Raw genomic sequence first — 18,380 nt, 5'->3', positions numbered from 1 at the left:
CGAAGCGTTTACAAGTCAAAGATGAGCATAACAAGGAGAAAGCCGCACTTGTGTTTGCCTTCCTGCGCCCACATATTTCAAGCAGTTGAGGCACAGGAACGGTATGCGGCGCTTTTTTGTTTCCAGCGGTTGGATTTTAGCAGCAACCTTCGTTCTGGTGCTGGTCTTCATTCCTTTTGATCCGCTGATTTCACAGCGCGCCCAGGCGCTTCCCGGCCCTATTGTCGGCTTCAACAATGCGATCACCGACTTTGGCACGTTTCGCTGGATGCTCTACAGCACTGGTCTTCTGGCAATCATAGCCTATATCGGGGCGCGGGTGCTGGCGAGCAGTTCCTATGGCAGCCGTATAAGAACGGCGTGGCGGCTGTTGCTGTATTTCTTTTTGACGATTGGCACCGCCAGTATTCTCGTGCATCTGCTCAAATTCGTCATCGGTCGGGCGCGGCCTGAATTGCTGATGCAAATGGGTGCCTATAGCCTCACACCTTTCACCGGCGACAATCTCTATGAAAGCTTTCCGTCCGGCCATTCTGCGGCGGCAGGCGCGTTCTTTGGTGCGTTCCTGATGCTGGTGCCGCGCTTCCGTTTCGTTTTCATGGCTCTGGCCCTGGTCATCGGCGTATCGCGCGTGATCGTCGGCGCGCATTATCCTAGCGACGTGGCAGCGGGTCTGCTTCTGGGAACATGGACGGCAATGGCCTTCGCTTTTATCTTCGCGCGCTCCGAATGGCTGTTCCGCTTCGATGAACATGGCTGGCCGCATCCGAAAAACGCATCACGCCCCGCCCTTTGAGCGGTTGCAGGAGGATCGCCGATGGACAATAGGGACATGGAAGCGGTGCGGTCGATCAAAACGACCGTCGTGATCGCGGGCGGCGGGCCTGCCGGGATGATGCTTGGTCTTCTTCTGGCGCGGGCCAATGTGGACGTGACCGTCATCGAAAAACACAGCGATTTTCTTCGGGATTTCCGTGGCGATACCATCCATCCCTCGACACTCGAGATCATCGAGCAGCTGGGCTTCATTAAGGAGTTTCTGGCGCTTCCCCATACCGAAGCAAGGCAGCTGCATGCGGAGATCGGGGATCAGAAGGTGACGATTGCCGATTTCTCTTGGCTGCCGGTCAAGAACCGCTTCATCGCCTTTATGCCGCAATGGGATTTCCTCAATTTCATCGCCGGGAAGGCAGGGCAATATGAGAATTTCCGGTTGTTGATGAGCGCGCCGGTCACGGACCTGCTTCAAACAGGCGGCAGGGTTCATGGCCTTCGGGTCGAGACGCCGGATGGTCCGCTCACCATCGAAGCGGATCTGGTGGTTGGCGCGGATGGGCGCAATTCCGTCATCCGGGACAAGGCGGGGCTGGAGATTGAGCGTTTTGGCGTGCCGACCGAAGTGCTGTGGATGCGCCTGTCGAAACAGCCGGGTGATCCGACCGAAACCATGGGCCATGCGGGTCCGCAACAGGGTTTCGTGCTGATAGACCGTGGTGATTACTGGCAGTGCGGTTATGTGGTGCGCAAAGGCTTTTTCGCGGACATCAAAACCAAGGGGCTGGAGGCTTTTCGCGAGCGGGTCGCCGAAGTCTGCCCGCTGCCGCGGGAACGCCTGTCGGAGATAAAGAGTTGGGATGACGCCCAGCTTTTGACGGTGCGCATCGACCGCTTGAAACAGTGGTGGAAGCCGGGGGTGATCTGCATTGGCGATGCTGCCCACGCCATGTCGCCGATTGGCGGTGTGGGCGTCAATTTGGCCATTCAGGATGCGGTGGCAACAGCGAATGTTCTGGTCCCGGTTCTATCGTCCGGGCGGTCCATCACCGATGTCGATCTGGCCGCCATCGAGAAACGCCGCTCCTTCCCCACCAAAGCCACGCAGCGCCTGCAATTGATGATGCGCAGCAAGAACAAGAAAGATCAGGCGGATGCAAAACGGGCAAAAGGCCCGCCCGCCTTCGTCCTTGCCATCATGCGTTTTCCGCTGCTCGCACATCTGGCGGGCAGGCTGATCGGGCTTGGCTTCCGGCGGGAAAAGCTCAAATATTGATGGTGCGGAATTATCGCTCGTCGTAGAGGCGGCGCAATATTCTGGCGGTTCCGGCTGCGCCATCCAGATTAAGATCGATCTTGCCCGGCTCCGGCAGTTTCAGTGCATCGTCAATGGCCTGTGCCATGGATTGCGGTGATATGGCGCTTTCTTCCAGCACATGGGCGAGGCCCAGTTTCGCCAGGCGGGACGCGCGTGCGCCCTGCTCCGTCTCTCCGCCTGCCGCGAAAGGAATGAGCAGCGAGCGGCATTTCGCCTGCAGGATGTCGCAGACCGTGTTGTAACCTGCCTGCGAGATGGACAGTTTCGCGCCCGAGAGAAGGCTGGCAAAATCCTTGCGGAACCGGAAGACCGATATGCCATTGCCAGCCCGCGCCGAAATCGCCTCGAAATCCGCCTGCGGCATGTTGGGCCCGGTGATCAGGCACCAGCTTTTGACCTGATCGATCATAGGGGCAGCGTCGAGAGCGGCGCGGATCAGCGTCGCTCCAACGGCTCCGCCACCTGCGGAAACCACGACATCGAAACGTTCTTTCGGCGGTTCTGGCTTGGAAGGGGCGACAAGGCCGGTATAAACGATGCGCTGGCTGATCTGGTCGGCCAGCGGAAAGGTGTCTTCCAGCCGCACGAAGTTCGGGTCGCCATGCACGAGAACGGTGTCGAAATGCGTTTTGACGAGCGCAATGGTTTCTTCGTCGCGGCCGGGCTTGGCACGTTCCTGCAGGATATCGCGCAGGGATGTCATCACCAGCGGACGCTCCAAGCTGTGTTCGATGGCACTCAAAAGCGGCATGAGTTCGAAATGCACCTGTCTGCGGCCAAAGGGAAAGGCTTCGATGATGACGATATCGGGCCTTGCCCCGCGATAGGCACCCAGCAGCATGCTCGTGCGGTCATCCTTGAAGGTATCATCCACCGGCTTGCCTGTCGCATCCACCAGCCCGGAAAAGCTGCCATCGCTGACGGCAATCGGCGGCAGTTCGATGTGGCGGATGCCTTCGCCCGGAAAGCCGGGAACGGGTGTGCCGCCGGTGACCAGCGTCACGTCGAAACCATCCGCCACCAGCGCGCGCGCCACCCTGCTTGCACGGGCGATGTGGCCGATGCCGAGAAGGTGCTGAACGTAGAAAAAAACGCGAGGCGCGGATTGTGCGACGGTCAAACGGCTTTCTCCCATTCCTGCTCGAACAGAGCTTTCAGTTCGGTGATGCTGTTGCGGTGATCGAACGAGGTGCGCACGCGGTTTTCCGCAGCCGCTCCAAGACGTGCCCGAAGGCTGGGATCGGTGATCGCCGCTTGCAAAGCCTGCGAAAAAGCAGTCGCATCTTCCGGCTCCGTCAGCAATCCGTTTTCCCCATCGATGAAAAATTCGGGAATGCCTGAGATGTTGGTGGAAATGCAGGCAAGGTTCTGGCTGGCAGCTTCCACCAAGACATTCGGCAATCCATCGCGATCGCCATCGCTGGTAATGCGGCAGGCAAGCGCGAAGAGATCGGCTTGCCGATAGTGTTCCAGCACCTGTTTCTGATCCATGGCACCCGTCCAGACAATACGGTCGGAAAGACCGAGTTCGTCTGCCAGCGCTTTCAAGGTGCTCAACTCGTCACCGCCGCCGATATGGGTGAAGCGCCAATGCAGCGACGCTGGCAGAGCGGCGAGGGCACGCAACAGAATGTCGATTCCCTTTTTCTTCACGGCGCGACCAACGCTGAGAATGCGCACCGGATCATTGGGATCGGAGCCATCGCGCGGGTCACGCGGGCCTTCGAAATGGGGAAAGCGTGTGAGATCGAGGCCGTGATAGCTGAGGTGCACCGTTTCCTTGTCGCTTGCGAGATTTTGCAAATGCCTGAAACCGCTCGCGGTGCAGGTAACAGCCCAGCGGGCGCTGTCGAGCTTGTCGGCAAGGTCGCGGTCGCTGGAGGTCCAGATATCCTTGGCATGCGCCGAGATTGTCCAGGGAATGCCCGTGATCAGATGTGTATAGGCGGCAACCGAGGCGGGGGTATGGATGAAGTGAACATGCAGCCAGCCTGCATCGGCTGGCCATTCGTGTGCCAGCACGGCGGCCTGTCCGAAGCGGCGAAAGCGGTTGCGGGTAAAGTCATGGCGCAGATCGTGGAGAAAACGACGAAGCGCCAAGCCGAATCCGGGCTTGCGACGGCAGGCCCAGAGGGCTTTCAGCACCCGCAACGGCTCCTCATGCAGATATTCCGGCAGGTAGGTCACGCTGGCGCGGATTTCATCATGCACGGGGTGACGTTTTTTATCCGTCGGGCGGCGCATGGAAACGAGTTCCAGCTCCAGCCCTGCCTTTTCTAGGCCCAGAAGCTCCTGCGCGATGAAGGTTTCCGAAAGGCGCGGATATCCTTTCAGAAGAACCATGATTTTCTTTTTGACGGTCACGATATCCGCGTCTCTTTCTGAAATCAGGCGGTGGCGGGAAGAACTTTGACAGCATCTTCCGGCTGAAGCCACTCGGCAATGCGTTTGGAAATGTTTTCCAGCCCGTCGAGCTTGAGGTCTTTGCCATTGGCCGAAGGTGGTGCGCGGTGAAGCAAATCCTTGAGTGCCTGCGCCATCTTCTTCGGATCTTCGGCTTCCTCGGGTAGAAGCATGTCGAACAGCCCGAGTTCCGACGCACGGCTTGCCCGGATCAACTGCTCTTCACGCGGCACAATACGCGGCACGATGAGGGCTGGCTTGTCGAAAGACAGGATTTCGCAAACCGTATTGTAGCCGCCCATGGACACGACCGCCTTGGCGCCCGCAACGATATCTTCCATGCGATTATCAAATTCGATGATCTCGATATAGGGAATATCGGAGGTGTTCTGCATGAAGCGCTGGCGCTGTTCGCCCGGCATGTATGGGCCGAGCACGATGAGCGCCTTTTGCGTCAGTTCCGGGTCGGCTTTGTAGGCATTGATGACGTCATCGATCAATTCGCTGCCATCGCCGCCGCCGCCGGTCGTCACCAGAATGTAGTCGCCATCTGTGCGCTGAGACGGGTTTTCGGACTGCGTCTTCGAGCGTTGCAGGAAGCCGACGAAATCCATCTTGTCGCGCACCTTGGACGGCACATCCAGCCCCATCAGCGGATCGTGGAAATCAGGCGGGCCATAAACCCAGACGTGATCGTAATAGCGCTCGATCTTGCTCAACACATCATTGCGCTTCCATTCGGCTTCCAGAAGCTGCGGCGCGTCCATCACGTCGCGAAGACCGATGACGAGCTTCGTGCCTTTCTCCTTGAGATAGGTCAGTGTTTCCTCGACCTCGCCGCGCAGGCCCATGGGCTCCTTATCAACGATGAAGATGTCCGGCTGGAAGCTTTCGGCGGTGTGGTAGATGATCGAGCGGCGCATCTTCAGCGTTTCCTGAAGATCGATATGCCGGTCGAGCGACGTATATTCACCGTTTCTGAGCTTGATGACGCTGGGGATTTTGACGAAATCGACCCGGGCGCGATAGTCGAACGCACCGGCGATGGTCGCGCCAGAAATGATCAGGACGTTCAGTCCGCGATAATCCTCCACCAGCGCATGGGCGATGGTGCGGCAGCGGCGCAGATGCCCCAGCCCGAAACTATCATGGCTATACATGAGAATACGGACATCGTTCAGACGGGTACTCACGGGCGGCACCTCTTGTCCAGGCTCTGATAGCGCGTCGTATAGGGTCGATATGTCACTGGACGGTCCGTGGTTATTTAAAGGGATCTGCCGCATCACGTAGTCCATCGCCAAAGAAATTAAAGGCCAAGATGACGAGCACCACCGGCACGGTGGGCAGAAGAAGCCATGGATACAGGGCAATCACGCTCACACTTCTCGCTTCTGTGAGCAGAATACCCCAACTTGTGATCGGCGGACGAAGGCCAAGGCCAAGGAAGCTGAGTGCCGTCTCGCCCAGGATCATGCCCGGAATGGTCAGCGTCGCTGAGGCAATGAGATGCGACATGAAGCCGGGAATGAGATGCCGGCCGATGATACGCGGGGTACTGGCTCCCATCAATTGGGCGGCCAGAACATAGTCTTCCTCACGCAGCGCCAGCAGTTTGGAGCGCACCGCGCGCGCAAGCCCGGTCCAGTCCAGAAGGCCAAGGATGAGGGTAATGCCGAGATAGACAAGAATGGGGCTCCAGGTCACCGGCATGATGGCGGCCAGCGCCAGCCACAGCGGGATGCTGGGAATGGATTGCAGCACCTCGATGATGCGCTGGACGATGAGGTCGAAGACGCCGCCGCGATAACCGGCGAGACCACCGATCACGATGCCGAGAACGAAGCTCATGGCGACACCGAAGAGGCCGATGGTCAGCGAAATACGGGCGCCATAGATGATGCGCGAAAGAACGTCGCGACCCAGACGGTCTGTGCCCAGCAGATACATCTGGCCATTTTCGGCAGGGCAGACCAGATGCACATTGCTGTCGAACAGGCCCCAGAAGGTATAATTATCACCACGGCAGAAGAAGCGGATTTTCTGCACATCCGTCGGCACGTCGGTATAGACGCGCCGCAGGTTTTCCATGTCGAGGCTCATGCTTCGTCCGTAAACGAAGGGACCGACGAACTGGCCATCGTGGAAGAGATGGATGGCCTGCGGCGGCGCATAGATGTTTTCGACGTTGCGCGTGTGCAGATTGTAGGGTGCTAGAAATTCGCAGATCAGGATCGACAGATAGACGAACAGCAGAAACGCGCCGGAATAGACCGCCAGCTTGTGCTGCCGAAACTGCCACCACATCAGCTTGAACTGTGACGCCTTGCTGAAGGCCGCAGCACCAGAGGTCGTTGGCTCCACCAGATTGGGATCGAAAGGTGAAGTGGAGACATAGTGCGGCAAGGGTTCGCCGGGCTTTGGAATCGAGGAGGTCATTTTATGTTACCACCCCCAAAGCGGATGCGCGGATCGAGAATGGCAAGCGCAATATCGGAGATAAGCACGCCGATCACCGTCAAAAATGCGAGGAACATCAGGAAGGAACCGGCCAGATACATGTCCTGACTTTGCAGCGCGCGGATCAGCATCGGGCCGGTCGTTTCCAGCGAGAGAACGACGGCGGTGATTTCCGCGCCGGAGATGATGGCGGGCAGAATGGAGCCGATATCCGAGATGAAGAAGTTGAGCGCCATGCGCAGCGGATATTTCGTCAGAACCTTGAACGGATGCAGGCCTTTGGCGCGTGCCGTCACCACATATTGTTTCTGCAACTCATCCAGCAGGTTGGCCCGCAAACGGCGGATCATGCCCGCGGTTCCCGCTGTGCCGATGATGAGAACCGGTATCCAGAGATGTTCCAGAATGGACTTGAACTTGGCCCAGCTCATTGCTTGGTTCAGATATTCACGATCCATGAGGTGGCCGATGGACGTGCCGAACCAGATATTGGCAAAATACATCAGGATCAGCGCCAGCATGAAGTTGGGAATGGCAATGCCCAAAAGCCCGATGAATGTCAGGCCATAATCGCCCCAGCTGTATTTATGCGTGGCGGAATAGATGCCGATAGGGAAAGCCAGCACCCATGTCACGATGATGGTCACGAAGGAGACCAGCATGGTCAGCCACAGACGGTCGCCGACGACCTCGTTGACGGGCAGCTGGTATTCGAACGAGAAGCCGAAATCACCCACCAGCATGCCGGTCGCCCAGCGGAAATAGCGGATCGGTGCCGGTTGATCGAAGCCGTAACGGGCGCGCAGTTCCTCGATTTCGGCCAGATTGGCGGTTTCGCCCATGGCCCGCATCTCTGCGACGTAGCTCTCGAAATAATCCCCCGGTGGCAATTCGATGATGGTGAAAACCAGCATCGAAATCAGGATCAGAGTGGGGATCATCACGAGCAGGCGCCCTAGAATATATCTGAGCATGTCATGCGTCTCCGTCGTACCAGAACGCGTCTGGCATATAGACACCGAGATAGGAGGTGGGCTCGAAACCGTAGAGCGCCTTTTCCGGCACGTTGCGCATCTTCGTCACATGCACGATGGGCTGCAGCGCGCTGTTGACGATGCCGATGGAAAAGACTTGCTGGGAATAGATGCTCAGCATTTCCAGCCAGATGTCACGGCGCTCTTCTTCTGTTACGCTGCGACGCCATTGTTTCAAAAGCGCTAGCAGATGTGCGGCTTCCGGCAGATCCGGTTCCTTGCCTTCACGCCCGCCCGAGAGGTAATGCACACCCCAGACCGGCCATTGAAGCTGGTCGTCACCCGTGGGTGCAAGGCCCGCAGGCAGCATATCCGGTGTCGGCACGGCATTGTCCATGCCGAACCAGACCGACATCATGACTTCGCCGCCCATGGCGCGCTTGCGGAAGACATCGCGCTGGGTTGGTCTGCTGGACAGCGAGATGCCGATCTTGCGCCAGTGGTCTGTCACCAGTTCCAGCACATCCGTTTCCAGCGTGCTTTCGCCGGCGGTTTCGACAATGATATGGGCCGCGCGCCCATCCGGCAGCAGGCGAATGCCTCGGTCGTTGCGGGTCGTCAGCCCCAGTTCGTCCAAGAGCGCATTTGCCATGGTGGGATTGAAGTCGGACCATGCCTTGGCAAATTCCGGGCGATAGAGCGAGCTTTCCGGCAGAACCGTATCGGCGCTTTCCTTGGCCAGACCATAGAAGCAAACCATATTGATCTCATGCCGGTCGATGCCAATAGACAGGGCACGGCGCATGCGTACGTCGCGGAACAGATTGCGCCAGACATCGTCGCCGCAATTCAGGTTCGGCAGCAGACAGACGCGCGAGCCTTGGCTGCGTGTCCACAGATTGACCTTGAGCGGGTAGCGATCTTCCGCATCCTTCAGGAAGGTATAATCGTTGAAATCGAGCCCCATGAATTGCAGGTCGCTATCCCCGGACGCCGTCTTGGCGGCGATGATTTCCGATGAGGTGACATTCAGCAGGAAGCGGTCGAGATAGGGCAGTTGCAGGCCGTTTTCATCGACGCGATGGTAATAGGGATTGCGCTCGAAAATGAACTGTTCGGCAGGCGGCGCGGTGATGTTGCGCCATGCGTCGAGCGTTGGAAGATCGGGGTTTTCCGGGCGCAGCTGCCGCGACATCTTGATGTGCAGGCTGCTCCAGTCATCCACCTTGTTCTTTTTGATCAGCTTGGCGAGCTTTTCCTGTGTCTGATATTTGATGTGGAACTGCTTCATATACGCAGCGGGCAGGAACAGGCGCGCGGGCGAGGCACCGGCGAGCTTGGCCAGAAAATCCGGGTTCGGGCCTTCCCATGTGTAGCGAACACTAAGGCGGTCGATGACCTCCACTTTCGGAGGTTTCTCGTAGACCAGCAGCTCGATGGGCGGGCCGCCTTTGTGGATTTCGAGGTTGAGCGCGACGTCTTCCCAAAAATAGCGGAAGTCCTCGGTCGTGAAGTCGCTGCCATCTGACCATTTGTGGCCATCGCGCAGTTTCAGCGTGAAAATCCGCTCCTCATCGACCGTATAGCTTTCCAGAATATCCGGTTGGAATTCGAACTTCTCGTCGTAACCGACAAGGCGTGCATAGCTGTTGATCGGCATCAGGCGGATGTCGCGCTGGCCACCGATCAGCATACGCACGGAACCACCGTGTTTCCCGGGCTCGCGTCCAAGGTTTTTCAGGTTCATCACGCGTGGATTTTTCGGCAGGCGCTGATCGACGGGCGGCAGATCGCCTTTCTCGCGTTTTTCCTTGAAAAAATCGGAATCCGTATAGGCCGCCAGCGCCTTCCAGGGTGCGAAGACGGAGGCAAGAAGGGCAAGTGTCGTTCTGCGCGTGATCACGAGCGTAACTCCGCAACATCCACATTTCCATTGGCCAGCACGAGGTGACCGCCACCGAGATCGGCGGTGATGAGCCCGCCGTCGTCGCTATCGCGGAACTGCTTGCCCCAGTCGAATTTGCCGGTGGCGCTGATCTTGGCGATGGTGCTGAAATCGAGTGGCCTGTCCAGATCCGGGAAGGGGACGGCGGCCAGCAGGGATTTGGTATAGGGGTGGACGGGGTTGCGCATCAGTGTCTCGCGCGGGGCCAGTTCCACGATCTTGCCTTCGCACATCACCGCCACACGGTCTGCCATATAATCCACCACGGCCAGATTGTGCGAGATGAAGAGATAGGTGAGGCCGAGGTCTTTCTGCAAATCCTTCAAAAGATTGAGAATTTGCGCCTGAACCGAAACGTCGAGCGCCGAGACGGGCTCATCGCAGATCAGCAGCTCAGGCCCGAGCGCCAAGGCTCTGGCGATGCCGATACGCTGGCGCTGGCCACCGGAGAAACTATGCGGGTAACGGTTGAGCGCACTGTCTCCCAGACCAATGGCTCTCAGCAGCCCACGCACTTTTTCGGAGCGGTATTTGGCGTCGCCGCGACCATGGATTTGTAGGGGTTCGCTCAGAATATTGCTGACGGTCATGCGGGGCGAAAGCGAGGAGATCGGGTCCTGAAACACCATCTGTATCTTCGTGCGCAATTCACGCAGATCGCCGTCCCTCGCATTCATCACGTCGATATCGCCATTGCGGCTGTGGAAGGTGATGGAGCCCTCATCCGGGCGCACGGCGCGCATCAGGATTTTACTGACGGTGGTTTTGCCGCTGCCGCTTTCGCCGACAAGGCCCAGACATTCGCCGCGACGAATCTCAAAGCTCACGCCATCAACGGCTTTGGTCGCGCTTGACTTGCCTGAAGTGAACCAGCTGGATTTGCGGGTGGTGAAGGTTTTGCTGACATTGTTGACGCTCAGGAGAACGCCATCTGCCTTGTCCACATGGCTGGACTTCTTGCCGATCAGGCTTTCCTTGTCGACCACCACTTCGCGAAGCGCCTTCAGCCTTTCGCCGGGCTTCATGTCGAAATGCGGTACGGCGGCCATCAGGCCCTTGAGGTAGGGATGGGCCGGGGCACGGAAGATTTCATCGACCGGTCCCGCTTCCATGATTTCGCCCTGGTAGATGACGGCGACTTCATCGGCAATATTGGCAACGACGCCGAGATCATGAGTGATCAGCAGCATGCTCATGTTGAGCCTGCTTTGCAGGTCGCGCAGCAGCTTGAGGATTTGTGCCTGTATCGTCACATCCAGTGCGGTCGTCGGCTCATCGGCAATCAGAAGTGCCGGGCGGCAGATGAGCGCCATGGCAATCATCGCGCGCTGACGCATGCCGCCAGACAGTTCGAACGGATACATGTTGCAAATCTTGGCCGGATTGGAAAAGCCGACGAGATCAAGCGTTTCTTCGAGCTTCTCCTGGCGTTCCTTGGGCGTCAGAACCGAATGAATTCGCAGGGCTTCATCGATCTGGTTGCCGATGGTGTGCAGCGGCGAAAAGGACGTCATCGGCTCCTGAAAAATCAGGCCGATGCGGTTTCCGCGAATGGCCCGCATGGGCTTGCCATCTGGTTCCAGCTGCAGCAGATCGACCGCGCCACGTTCCGGACGTGCCGGATCTGAAAACAGGATGCGACCGCTGACCTTTGCTGTGCGCGGCTGAATGCCCATGATGGTCTGGCCGATGACGGATTTGCCAGAGCCGGATTCGCCTACCAAAGCGGTGACTTTGCCCGGCAAAATACGAAGGCTGGTGTTTCTGACGGCATCGATTTTACCGCCCATCAAGGAAAAAGAAACTTGAAGGTTTTCGATACGAAGCAAATCGGCGCCTGAACTCATGCCAAGGGTGTCCTCACCGTTTCTTATTTTGCCTAGGGCAGTTATTTAAGGGCCATGTACATTACGTTATCGCAGGCCTGTAGTTCTGTCTATGCTCCTGAAACATCGAAAACTTCAGGATGTTCCGAATGTCGCAGGCTTGCGTGAAAACATGTATTTGGAAGATGTGTCCGAGTTATTAAACCCAGAGGAAGCCACCATGCCAGACAAGGCTTATTTCGATGGAAAACTGGCTGAGGCGCGGCAATTGCTGGCGAATAAAAATTTCAGCGACGCGCGCAATATTCTCGATCAGCTTTCGCGAGAGAGCGACCGGCATCTGATGGGCGAGACGACCGCGCTTGGACTGCCGCGCAGGCTTCATTCCGCTTTTCTCCGGCTTGCTAAAGCTGAAGGCAATGCGGTCAGCCGCACCGGATATCAATATCTGCTGGTTCCCCCACCGGACGTCTTTGCGCCCTATGGCCGTTTTTCGACGGAAGAGCGCCGGTTGATCGCAGCGAAGAACCGCCAAGCCGTGCCGAAATGCATTCACCAGATATGGATCGGCGATAAGCCGGTGCCGATATCGACGGGTGCATGGGCGCAGCATGCGAAGACGAACGGGCTGGACTATCGTCTGTGGCGGGAAACTGATCTCGAGCGGGAGGGGATAAGCTCAAATCCGATCTTCGCGAGAATGCTGGCGCAGGGAGACTATCCCGGTGCGGTAGATGTTGCGCGCTACATCATTCTGGCGAAATTCGGCGGCATTTATCTGGATTGTGATTTTTACCCGGCGCGCGACGATCTCAGCTTTTTCGACGTCTTGCCGATGATGGGGCTGACGGCCTTTGGCGAAGACGTGCCGCGCAAGACGGGGCAGGGCACCCTGCTTCTGGCCAATTCCTTTATCGCCACCCCGCCCGGCCACCCTGTGTTTAGCCGGATGCTGGAGGCGTTTCCGGAAATCCTGACAACGCTGCCGAAGGCACCCGCTTGGTGGGCAACCGGTCCGCTGATTTTCACCGTGGTGGCAAGGGCTGGCTCGGTGTCTCTGGCGGCGGCGCATTTCGTTGCGGCTCTCTTGCCGGACCGGGCACCTTTCAGTGACGTTGAAGCGGCGCGCGCCCGCGCGGATGCGGATGACGGTCTGCTGATTGCCTGGAAATCATGGTGACAGCCATTGGCGCGAAGAGCGCCAGCGGCAACCGGGATGACTGGCGGTGAGTGTGAAGAGTGAGCGGAGAAAGGCCCAGACACTTTCATCGTGATCGAGATGGTGGGTGAGTATCCCCGTCATCCCGCCGGTTTCATGTGCCTGTCGCATACGTTCTGCCGTTTCCGCAAACAGCAGATCATGGTCCTTGCCACCGCGTGTGCCGCGCCAGTCTATGACATCGACATGGGTGTTGAGGAGCGGAAGACTGTTCGCAGCTTCGGGGCCATAGACGGAAAGGGCCTTGTAGTCCAGTTGCGGCAGATGCTCGATCACCCCCTGATCGATGCGGTTCCATGGTGGCACCAGCATTGGAACGAAACATGTGCCGTGCAGGGATTGCAGTTTGGTCAGTCCTTGCTGCAATTCTCCAAGCACGATCTCGAGCGGCCTGTGTAACCCCAGCTCGCGCTTTTTCTCGTCAGGCCCGGCATGGTTCTGGTGCGCCCAGCCGTGCACGGCGACGTCAATTGCAGTCGTCTGCTCAAGCCGCTTTGCCAGCGCGTCGCCGGTCGGTTCTGGAATGACGGCCAGCGTCATGGGGATGGAAAATTGATCGGAAAACTCCAGCAGGCGGTCCAAGGCCGGGCTCGGCTCCGTCGCGTCGTCATCCCGCAACCAGAAATCCGCGACGATGTTTCTGCTGGCGAAATCATCCAGCGTTTCCAGAAGCAGTTTTTCACTCATAATGTCCGCTCCGGCAGGTTTAGGAGAATGGTGTTCAGCGTGACCGCTGCATTTTCAAGCGAGCGTTCGACAGTCGCGAAAAGGCGGGCATTCGCTGCCATCGCTTGACGCAGATCGTCATCTCTCATCAGCCTTACCAATGCCTCGGCATAGGCTTCGATATTGCCGGGTTCGGTCAGAATGCCGGTTTCACCATCCGTCACGACCTCCGGTACACCTGCGATCCGTTCGGCAATGACCGGCAATCCCGCCGCCTGTGCTTCGAGATAAGCAAGCCCATAAGCTTCACCATGCCCCGGCCAGACATAAATCGAAGAGCGGGAGAGAATGCCGGCAATCGCTTCGGGAGTCTGCTCACTATGCCAGATGATGCAGTTATCATCGAATGTGGCGAACAGGCCTTTGACCGTCCCACCTTCCGGTCCATCTCCGATGATGTCCAAGGTCCATGGTAAATCATGGGGTAGACGTTTCAGCGCCTCGGCCAAAGCCCGGTAGCTGCTGAGCTTGTCGCCCGCTCGCATCATCGCAACGGTTGCGAGGCGATAGCGGGTGGGGAAGGGAGCGGTGCTTGTAAATGCAGAGGCATCGATGAAGGGTGGCAGCATGGCGCAGCGGATATTCGCATCCGCTTTCGACAGCCCTTCCCGGTCTCGATGCGTGAAGCAGATATTGACGGCGGCGAAACGCAGATCGGCGAGGAGTGCCGCCTGTATCTCGCCCCAGCCCATGGCATTTCGCTTTGGTGAATAGGAAGCCTCGGCGGTGACATAGGCGATGTCGAAGCGTTGGCAAAGCTCCGGTCCCAGAAGGTCTCTCGCCTTGTAATAGGGATGATAGCAGAACCAGATATCCGGCGTGCCTTCGCGGTCCCATGCGGTGGCGATGCGCTCGCGCTCCGTCTCCGCTGCCTGTACCAGTTCGCGGTGTTCTTCCCCGTCCGGGTCGCGCATGAAACTGCGGAGCTCCGACACGACCGCCACCTCATGCCCGCCCATCTGCATCGCTTTCATCAACTGGCGTGCCATCAGCCGGTCACCGGAGGGGACGGGATGGTTGGGAGATTTCAGCGGGGAGTAGAAGGCGATTTTCATCCGTCCGTTTTGCTTTGTCGCTCAAGGCTTCGTCAATGGGAATTTGCGGTGGCCAAACCTTGACACTGTGGCTGTTCTCGCCCAACTGATGGGCATCTCTTTCCATGCGCGGGGCGCAATCAGCTTTGACTTCCTCTTCAAACGCACAGCAACTTTTAGAGCTTATCCGGTCGAAAAAGGCCAAAGCAGGCGTCATCGGCCTCGGTTATGTCGGTCTGCCGCTGGCCATGACCATTGCCCATTCCGGCTTCAAAGTCGTCGGCTTTGACATCGACCCCGGCAAGATTACCGCCATCGACGCCGGTGAAAGCTATATCGAAGCGGTCTCACACGATGTTTTGAACGACGCGCGTCAGGACGGTGGCTTTGTCGCAACCTGCGATTTCGCGCAGCTTGCCGATTGCGATGTCATCGCCATCTGCGTTCCCACGCCGCTGACGAAGTATCGCGATCCCGATCTTTCCTATGTAGAAAACACCTGCCGGGAAATTGCCAAGACGCTGCGCCCCGGCCAACTCGTGGTGCTGGAATCCACCACCTATCCCGGCACCACGGATGGTGTGGTGAAAACCATTCTAGAAAAGACCGGCCTCAAATCGGGCTCGGATTTCTTCCTCGGCTTCTCGCCTGAGCGTGAAGATCCCGGTAATCGCGATTTCCAGACCTCGACCATTCCCAAAGTCGTATCCGGCGATGGTGCGGATGCGGCAGAGATGATGGTGGCTTTTTATGGTGCGGTCGTCAAAACCGTCGTTCCCGTCTCTACCAATGCGACGGCTGAAGCGGTGAAGATTACCGAAAACGTGTTTCGAGCCGTCAACATCGCACTCGTCAACGAATTGAAGGTCGTCTACGAGGCCATGGGCATCGACATATGGGAAGTCATCGATGCGGCCAAGACCAAGCCGTTTGGCTACATGCCCTTTTATCCAGGCCCCGGCCTCGGCGGTCATTGCATCCCGATCGACCCATTCTATCTGACGTGGAAGTCGCGCGAGTATGATCTTCCCACCCGCTTCATCGAGCTTGCGGGCCAGATCAATACCGGCATGCCGCGCCATATCGTCAGCCGTTTGGCAGAAGCGCTGGATATTCATCGCGGCAAGGCGCTCAGCCGCTCCAAGGTTTTGATCGTGGGTCTGGCCTATAAGAAAAACGTGCCGGATATTCGCGAAAGCCCTTCGCTGAAGCTGATCGAACTCATCATCGAGCGCAGTGGTGAACCATCCTATTTCGACCCTTATGTCTCTGAAATTCCGAAGACCCGCGAATATGGCGATCTCTTGGGGATGAAGTCTGTCGCATGGGACAAGCAGACGATCAGCGCTTTCGACGCGGTGCTGGTCGCGACGGATCACGACAATATCGACTACCAAAGCCTGAGCGAGTGGTCGCCGCTGATCATCGATACGCGCAATGCCTTTGCAAAGCGTGGCATCGTCGCAAGCCACATCATCAAAGCCTGATGGAAGAGAAGAGATGAGCAGACTGGACAGCTTCATTCGCCGCCTGACGGCGCAGCGGGACATTCTCAACCATGTCCATGCCGATCTGAACCTCCCAGCCGGCAGTCCCGTCATGGAAATCGGGCTTGGCAATGGGCGCACCTTCAATCATCTGCGCGAGCTTTTCCCGGATCGTCGTATCGTCGCTTTCGACCGGGCCATGGGTGCGCATGCCTCTTCGGTGCCGGAGGACGACAATCTGGTGATCGGTGAGATCGCCGAGACGGCGCAGGCCTATGTCGGCGTCGAGGCGGGCCTTGTGCATGCCGATATCGGCACGGGTTATCCTGAGAAGGATGCCATCACGCTCACATGGCTGCCGCAGCTTGTGGCGGGAATGTTGGCCAAGGGCGGGGTCGCCGTCAGCGGTCTTCCGCTGGAAGAGAAAAGCCTCAACCCGCTGCCTATCCCGACCTCCGTTCCCCAAGATCGGTATTTCCTTTACCGGAAAATCTAGGCTGGTAGAAAAATCTGGCTTTCGGCCTCTGAGATCAGAAAGATTTTCATCTGCGAGCTTTTGCCGCGAATGGGGATCGTGCGGCTTTGCAGTGTTTTGACGTCATGGCCGGATTGCCGCAGCACGGGTTCTGAAACGACGATGGCCGTGTCGAATTCCTTGGCCGCACTTTCCAGCCTGCTGGCAACATTGACGGTGTCGCCAATTGCCGTGAGGTTCTTCGCGCCGCCATAACCCATGACGCCGACGATCGACGGGCCTGCGTGAATGCCGATGACGATGCGCAGCTTCACCGCAAACTGATTTTCCAGTTCTTCGTTGAGCGTTTCAATGTTGCGAAGGATGAGTGCCGCGGCTTTCAGCGCATCGCGGCTTGCCGTTTCCTTGTTGCCCTCTAGGCCGAACAGCGCCATGGCGCCATCGCCAATGAATTTATCCAGCCGTCCGCCCGCCTGCTCCACGGCTTGCCCCACCACGGTGAAATAGCGGTTGAGCAGAAACACCATGTCATAGGGCAGGCGCGCTTCTGACAGAGCCGTAAAATTGCGAAGATCGCAAAACAGGACGGCGATTTCTTCTTCGCGACCGGGGCGGATCGGTTCGCCGCTGGCTGGAATATCGCTTTGCTGTTTGGATGCCAGCAGCAGGGCCACGTTGAGATTATGCTTCGGACGAAGCTGGCAGGCGAGCCGCACGTCGGAATCGGCATGGATACGCTGAAGTGTCGCGCGTTCCATCGAGGATGGTTCCGGCAGAGGTCCCTGCGTCTCGATGATCCGTACCCGGCAGGTGGAACAACGTCCTTTGCCGCCGCAAGCCGAAAAATGGGCAACATTGCCCGAGCGGCTGGCTTCCAGCACGCTGAGACCCGCAGGCGCACGCACCATCGCGCCGTGATCATAGCGGATTTCGATGGAGTTTGATCTTTGCCGCAGACTGCACACGCCACGTAGAACGAAGACCAGCAGAACCGCTCCGCCGAAGGTGGCCTTTGCGGCTGTTGTAAAGGTGTCTATGGCGGCTTCAAGCTTGGCCTGATTGGCATGCACAACACGCGGCGGCGGCGGGTTATATTCCATCTCCCGACCTGCATCGCTGAAGCCCAGAAGAGCAAGGATTGGCATCAGCACGGCCACCGTCAGCAGATAGGGCGAAATGCGCTTGTACCAGTCGCGGTAGCGCAGCCAGAAGAATATTCCCAGACATCCGTGCAGCCATATCAGCACCAAGGCTACGCTTTGGCGCAGACCGAGAAGAGGGTTACGGATCCAGAAATTGTAAATGACGGTCTCATAACTGACATCGATGCCGTAGAGCATGCGTGACAGTCGTATGCCGCTGGCATGGTCGATAATGAGATAGGGTATGATGAGCCCGATGAAGATTTGCAGCGCTTCGCGCACCGGCATTTTCAGCGTGCGGCGGACATAGATGGAGCGCAGCACCAGTAGGATATGGGTGAGAACCGCGCCATAGAGAATGAGGCTGCTGAGAGGGTTGAGCCAGAGGAGGCTGAACCACATGCGCCCATATTCGGCTGTTTCTATCGAGACCAGTGCCAGCGCGTGGTTCGATAGATGCGTGAAGACGAAGGATAGCATGATGAGGCCGGACAGCAATCGTGCACGCCTGAGCGACGTTTCCGACACGATATGGGCCATGCTTCCTGTCTCCGGTTGGCTGTGTTCACCATGGGGCAATATGCCAGGGGAGACGTC

At 57.9% G+C, this 18,380-nt stretch carries 15 protein-coding genes; 5 read left to right on the top strand and 10 right to left on the bottom strand.

Going from position 1 to position 18,380, the window contains the following annotated elements; genetic code table 11:
• The first annotated feature begins 103 nt into the window (after positions 1 to 103).
• On the top strand, positions 104 to 796 hold the full coding sequence (locus AC27VJ_RS17080; protein WP_488685042.1) for a phosphatase PAP2 family protein: 693 nt from the start codon (positions 104 to 106) through the stop codon (positions 794 to 796).
• A 21-nt stretch (positions 797 to 817) separates the two neighbouring features.
• Positions 818 to 2,050, top strand: a complete 1,233-nt coding sequence (locus tag AC27VJ_RS17075; protein ID WP_488685041.1) for an FAD-dependent oxidoreductase — start codon at positions 818 to 820, stop codon at positions 2,048 to 2,050.
• A 10-nt stretch (positions 2,051 to 2,060) separates the two neighbouring features.
• On the opposite strand, the gene AC27VJ_RS17070 is transcribed toward AC27VJ_RS17075, so the two are convergent.
• From AC27VJ_RS17070 to AC27VJ_RS17040, 7 genes are all read right to left on the bottom strand, one after another.
• Complete coding sequence (locus AC27VJ_RS17070; protein ID WP_488685040.1) at positions 2,061 to 3,227, bottom strand: glycosyltransferase family protein; 1,167 nt, start codon at positions 3,225 to 3,227, stop codon at positions 2,061 to 2,063.
• Positions 3,209 to 4,456: a glycosyltransferase gene (locus AC27VJ_RS17065; RefSeq protein ID WP_488685039.1), complete on the bottom strand. Its 1,248-nt coding sequence runs from the start codon at positions 4,454 to 4,456 to the stop codon at positions 3,209 to 3,211. Before AC27VJ_RS17065 ends, AC27VJ_RS17070 begins: the two co-directional genes overlap by 19 nt.
• A gap of 23 nt (positions 4,457 to 4,479) precedes the next feature.
• Positions 4,480 to 5,688 carry a glycosyltransferase family protein gene (locus AC27VJ_RS17060; RefSeq protein WP_488685038.1) on the bottom strand — a complete coding sequence of 403 codons (1,209 nt, stop codon included), beginning with the start codon at positions 5,686 to 5,688 and terminating at the stop codon, positions 4,480 to 4,482.
• Positions 5,689 to 5,758: 70 nt separating this feature from the next.
• Entirely contained in the window at positions 5,759 to 6,934 is a 1,176-nt protein-coding gene (locus tag AC27VJ_RS17055; RefSeq protein WP_488685037.1) for an ABC transporter permease, read from the bottom strand.
• The gene (locus tag AC27VJ_RS17050; protein WP_488685036.1) at positions 6,931 to 7,929 is read right to left on the bottom strand and encodes an ABC transporter permease; all 999 of its coding nucleotides are present in this window, start codon (positions 7,927 to 7,929) and stop codon (positions 6,931 to 6,933) included. The genes AC27VJ_RS17055 and AC27VJ_RS17050 overlap by 4 nt, the downstream gene beginning before the upstream one ends.
• Before the next feature lies 1 nt (position 7,930).
• A complete protein-coding gene (locus tag AC27VJ_RS17045; RefSeq protein ID WP_488685035.1) occupies positions 7,931 to 9,832 on the bottom strand; it encodes an ABC transporter substrate-binding protein in 1,902 nt (633 codons plus the stop codon).
• Positions 9,829 to 11,721: an ABC transporter ATP-binding protein gene (locus tag AC27VJ_RS17040; RefSeq protein WP_488685034.1), complete on the bottom strand. Its 1,893-nt coding sequence runs from the start codon at positions 11,719 to 11,721 to the stop codon at positions 9,829 to 9,831. Before AC27VJ_RS17040 ends, AC27VJ_RS17045 begins: the two co-directional genes overlap by 4 nt.
• Positions 11,722 to 11,920: 199 nt before the next feature.
• Here AC27VJ_RS17040 and AC27VJ_RS17035 point away from each other — a divergent pair, with 199 nt between their 5' ends.
• Positions 11,921 to 12,880, top strand: a complete 960-nt coding sequence (locus AC27VJ_RS17035; RefSeq protein ID WP_488685033.1) for a glycosyltransferase family 32 protein — start codon at positions 11,921 to 11,923, stop codon at positions 12,878 to 12,880.
• Here AC27VJ_RS17035 and AC27VJ_RS17030 read toward each other — a convergent pair.
• Both AC27VJ_RS17030 and AC27VJ_RS17025 read right to left on the bottom strand, forming a co-directional pair.
• Positions 12,872 to 13,606, bottom strand: a complete 735-nt coding sequence (locus tag AC27VJ_RS17030) for a polysaccharide deacetylase family protein (protein ID WP_488685032.1) — start codon at positions 13,604 to 13,606, stop codon at positions 12,872 to 12,874. The genes AC27VJ_RS17035 and AC27VJ_RS17030 overlap by 9 nt on opposite strands.
• On the bottom strand, positions 13,603 to 14,700 hold the full coding sequence (locus AC27VJ_RS17025; RefSeq protein ID WP_488685031.1) for a glycosyltransferase family 4 protein: 1,098 nt from the start codon (positions 14,698 to 14,700) through the stop codon (positions 13,603 to 13,605). The genes AC27VJ_RS17030 and AC27VJ_RS17025 overlap by 4 nt, the downstream gene beginning before the upstream one ends.
• A 125-nt stretch (positions 14,701 to 14,825) precedes the next feature.
• Between AC27VJ_RS17025 and AC27VJ_RS17020 the strand changes: the two genes are divergently transcribed.
• Entirely contained in the window at positions 14,826 to 16,166 is a 1,341-nt protein-coding gene (locus AC27VJ_RS17020) for a nucleotide sugar dehydrogenase (RefSeq protein ID WP_488685030.1), read from the top strand.
• A gap of 13 nt (positions 16,167 to 16,179) precedes the next feature.
• Entirely contained in the window at positions 16,180 to 16,662 is a 483-nt protein-coding gene (locus tag AC27VJ_RS17015; protein ID WP_488685029.1) for a class I SAM-dependent methyltransferase, read from the top strand.
• Here AC27VJ_RS17015 and AC27VJ_RS17010 read toward each other — a convergent pair.
• Positions 16,659 to 18,323, bottom strand: a complete 1,665-nt coding sequence (locus AC27VJ_RS17010; protein ID WP_488685028.1) for an adenylate/guanylate cyclase domain-containing protein — start codon at positions 18,321 to 18,323, stop codon at positions 16,659 to 16,661. The two genes, AC27VJ_RS17015 and AC27VJ_RS17010, sit on opposite strands and share 4 nt — an antisense overlap.
• Positions 18,324 to 18,380 lie beyond the last annotated feature (57 nt).

Source organism: Agrobacterium sp. 20P9.1.2 (genome assembly GCF_057799395.1).
Note: the sequence above shows the minus strand (reverse complement) of the source record. Positions and strands in the feature narration are given on the sequence as shown.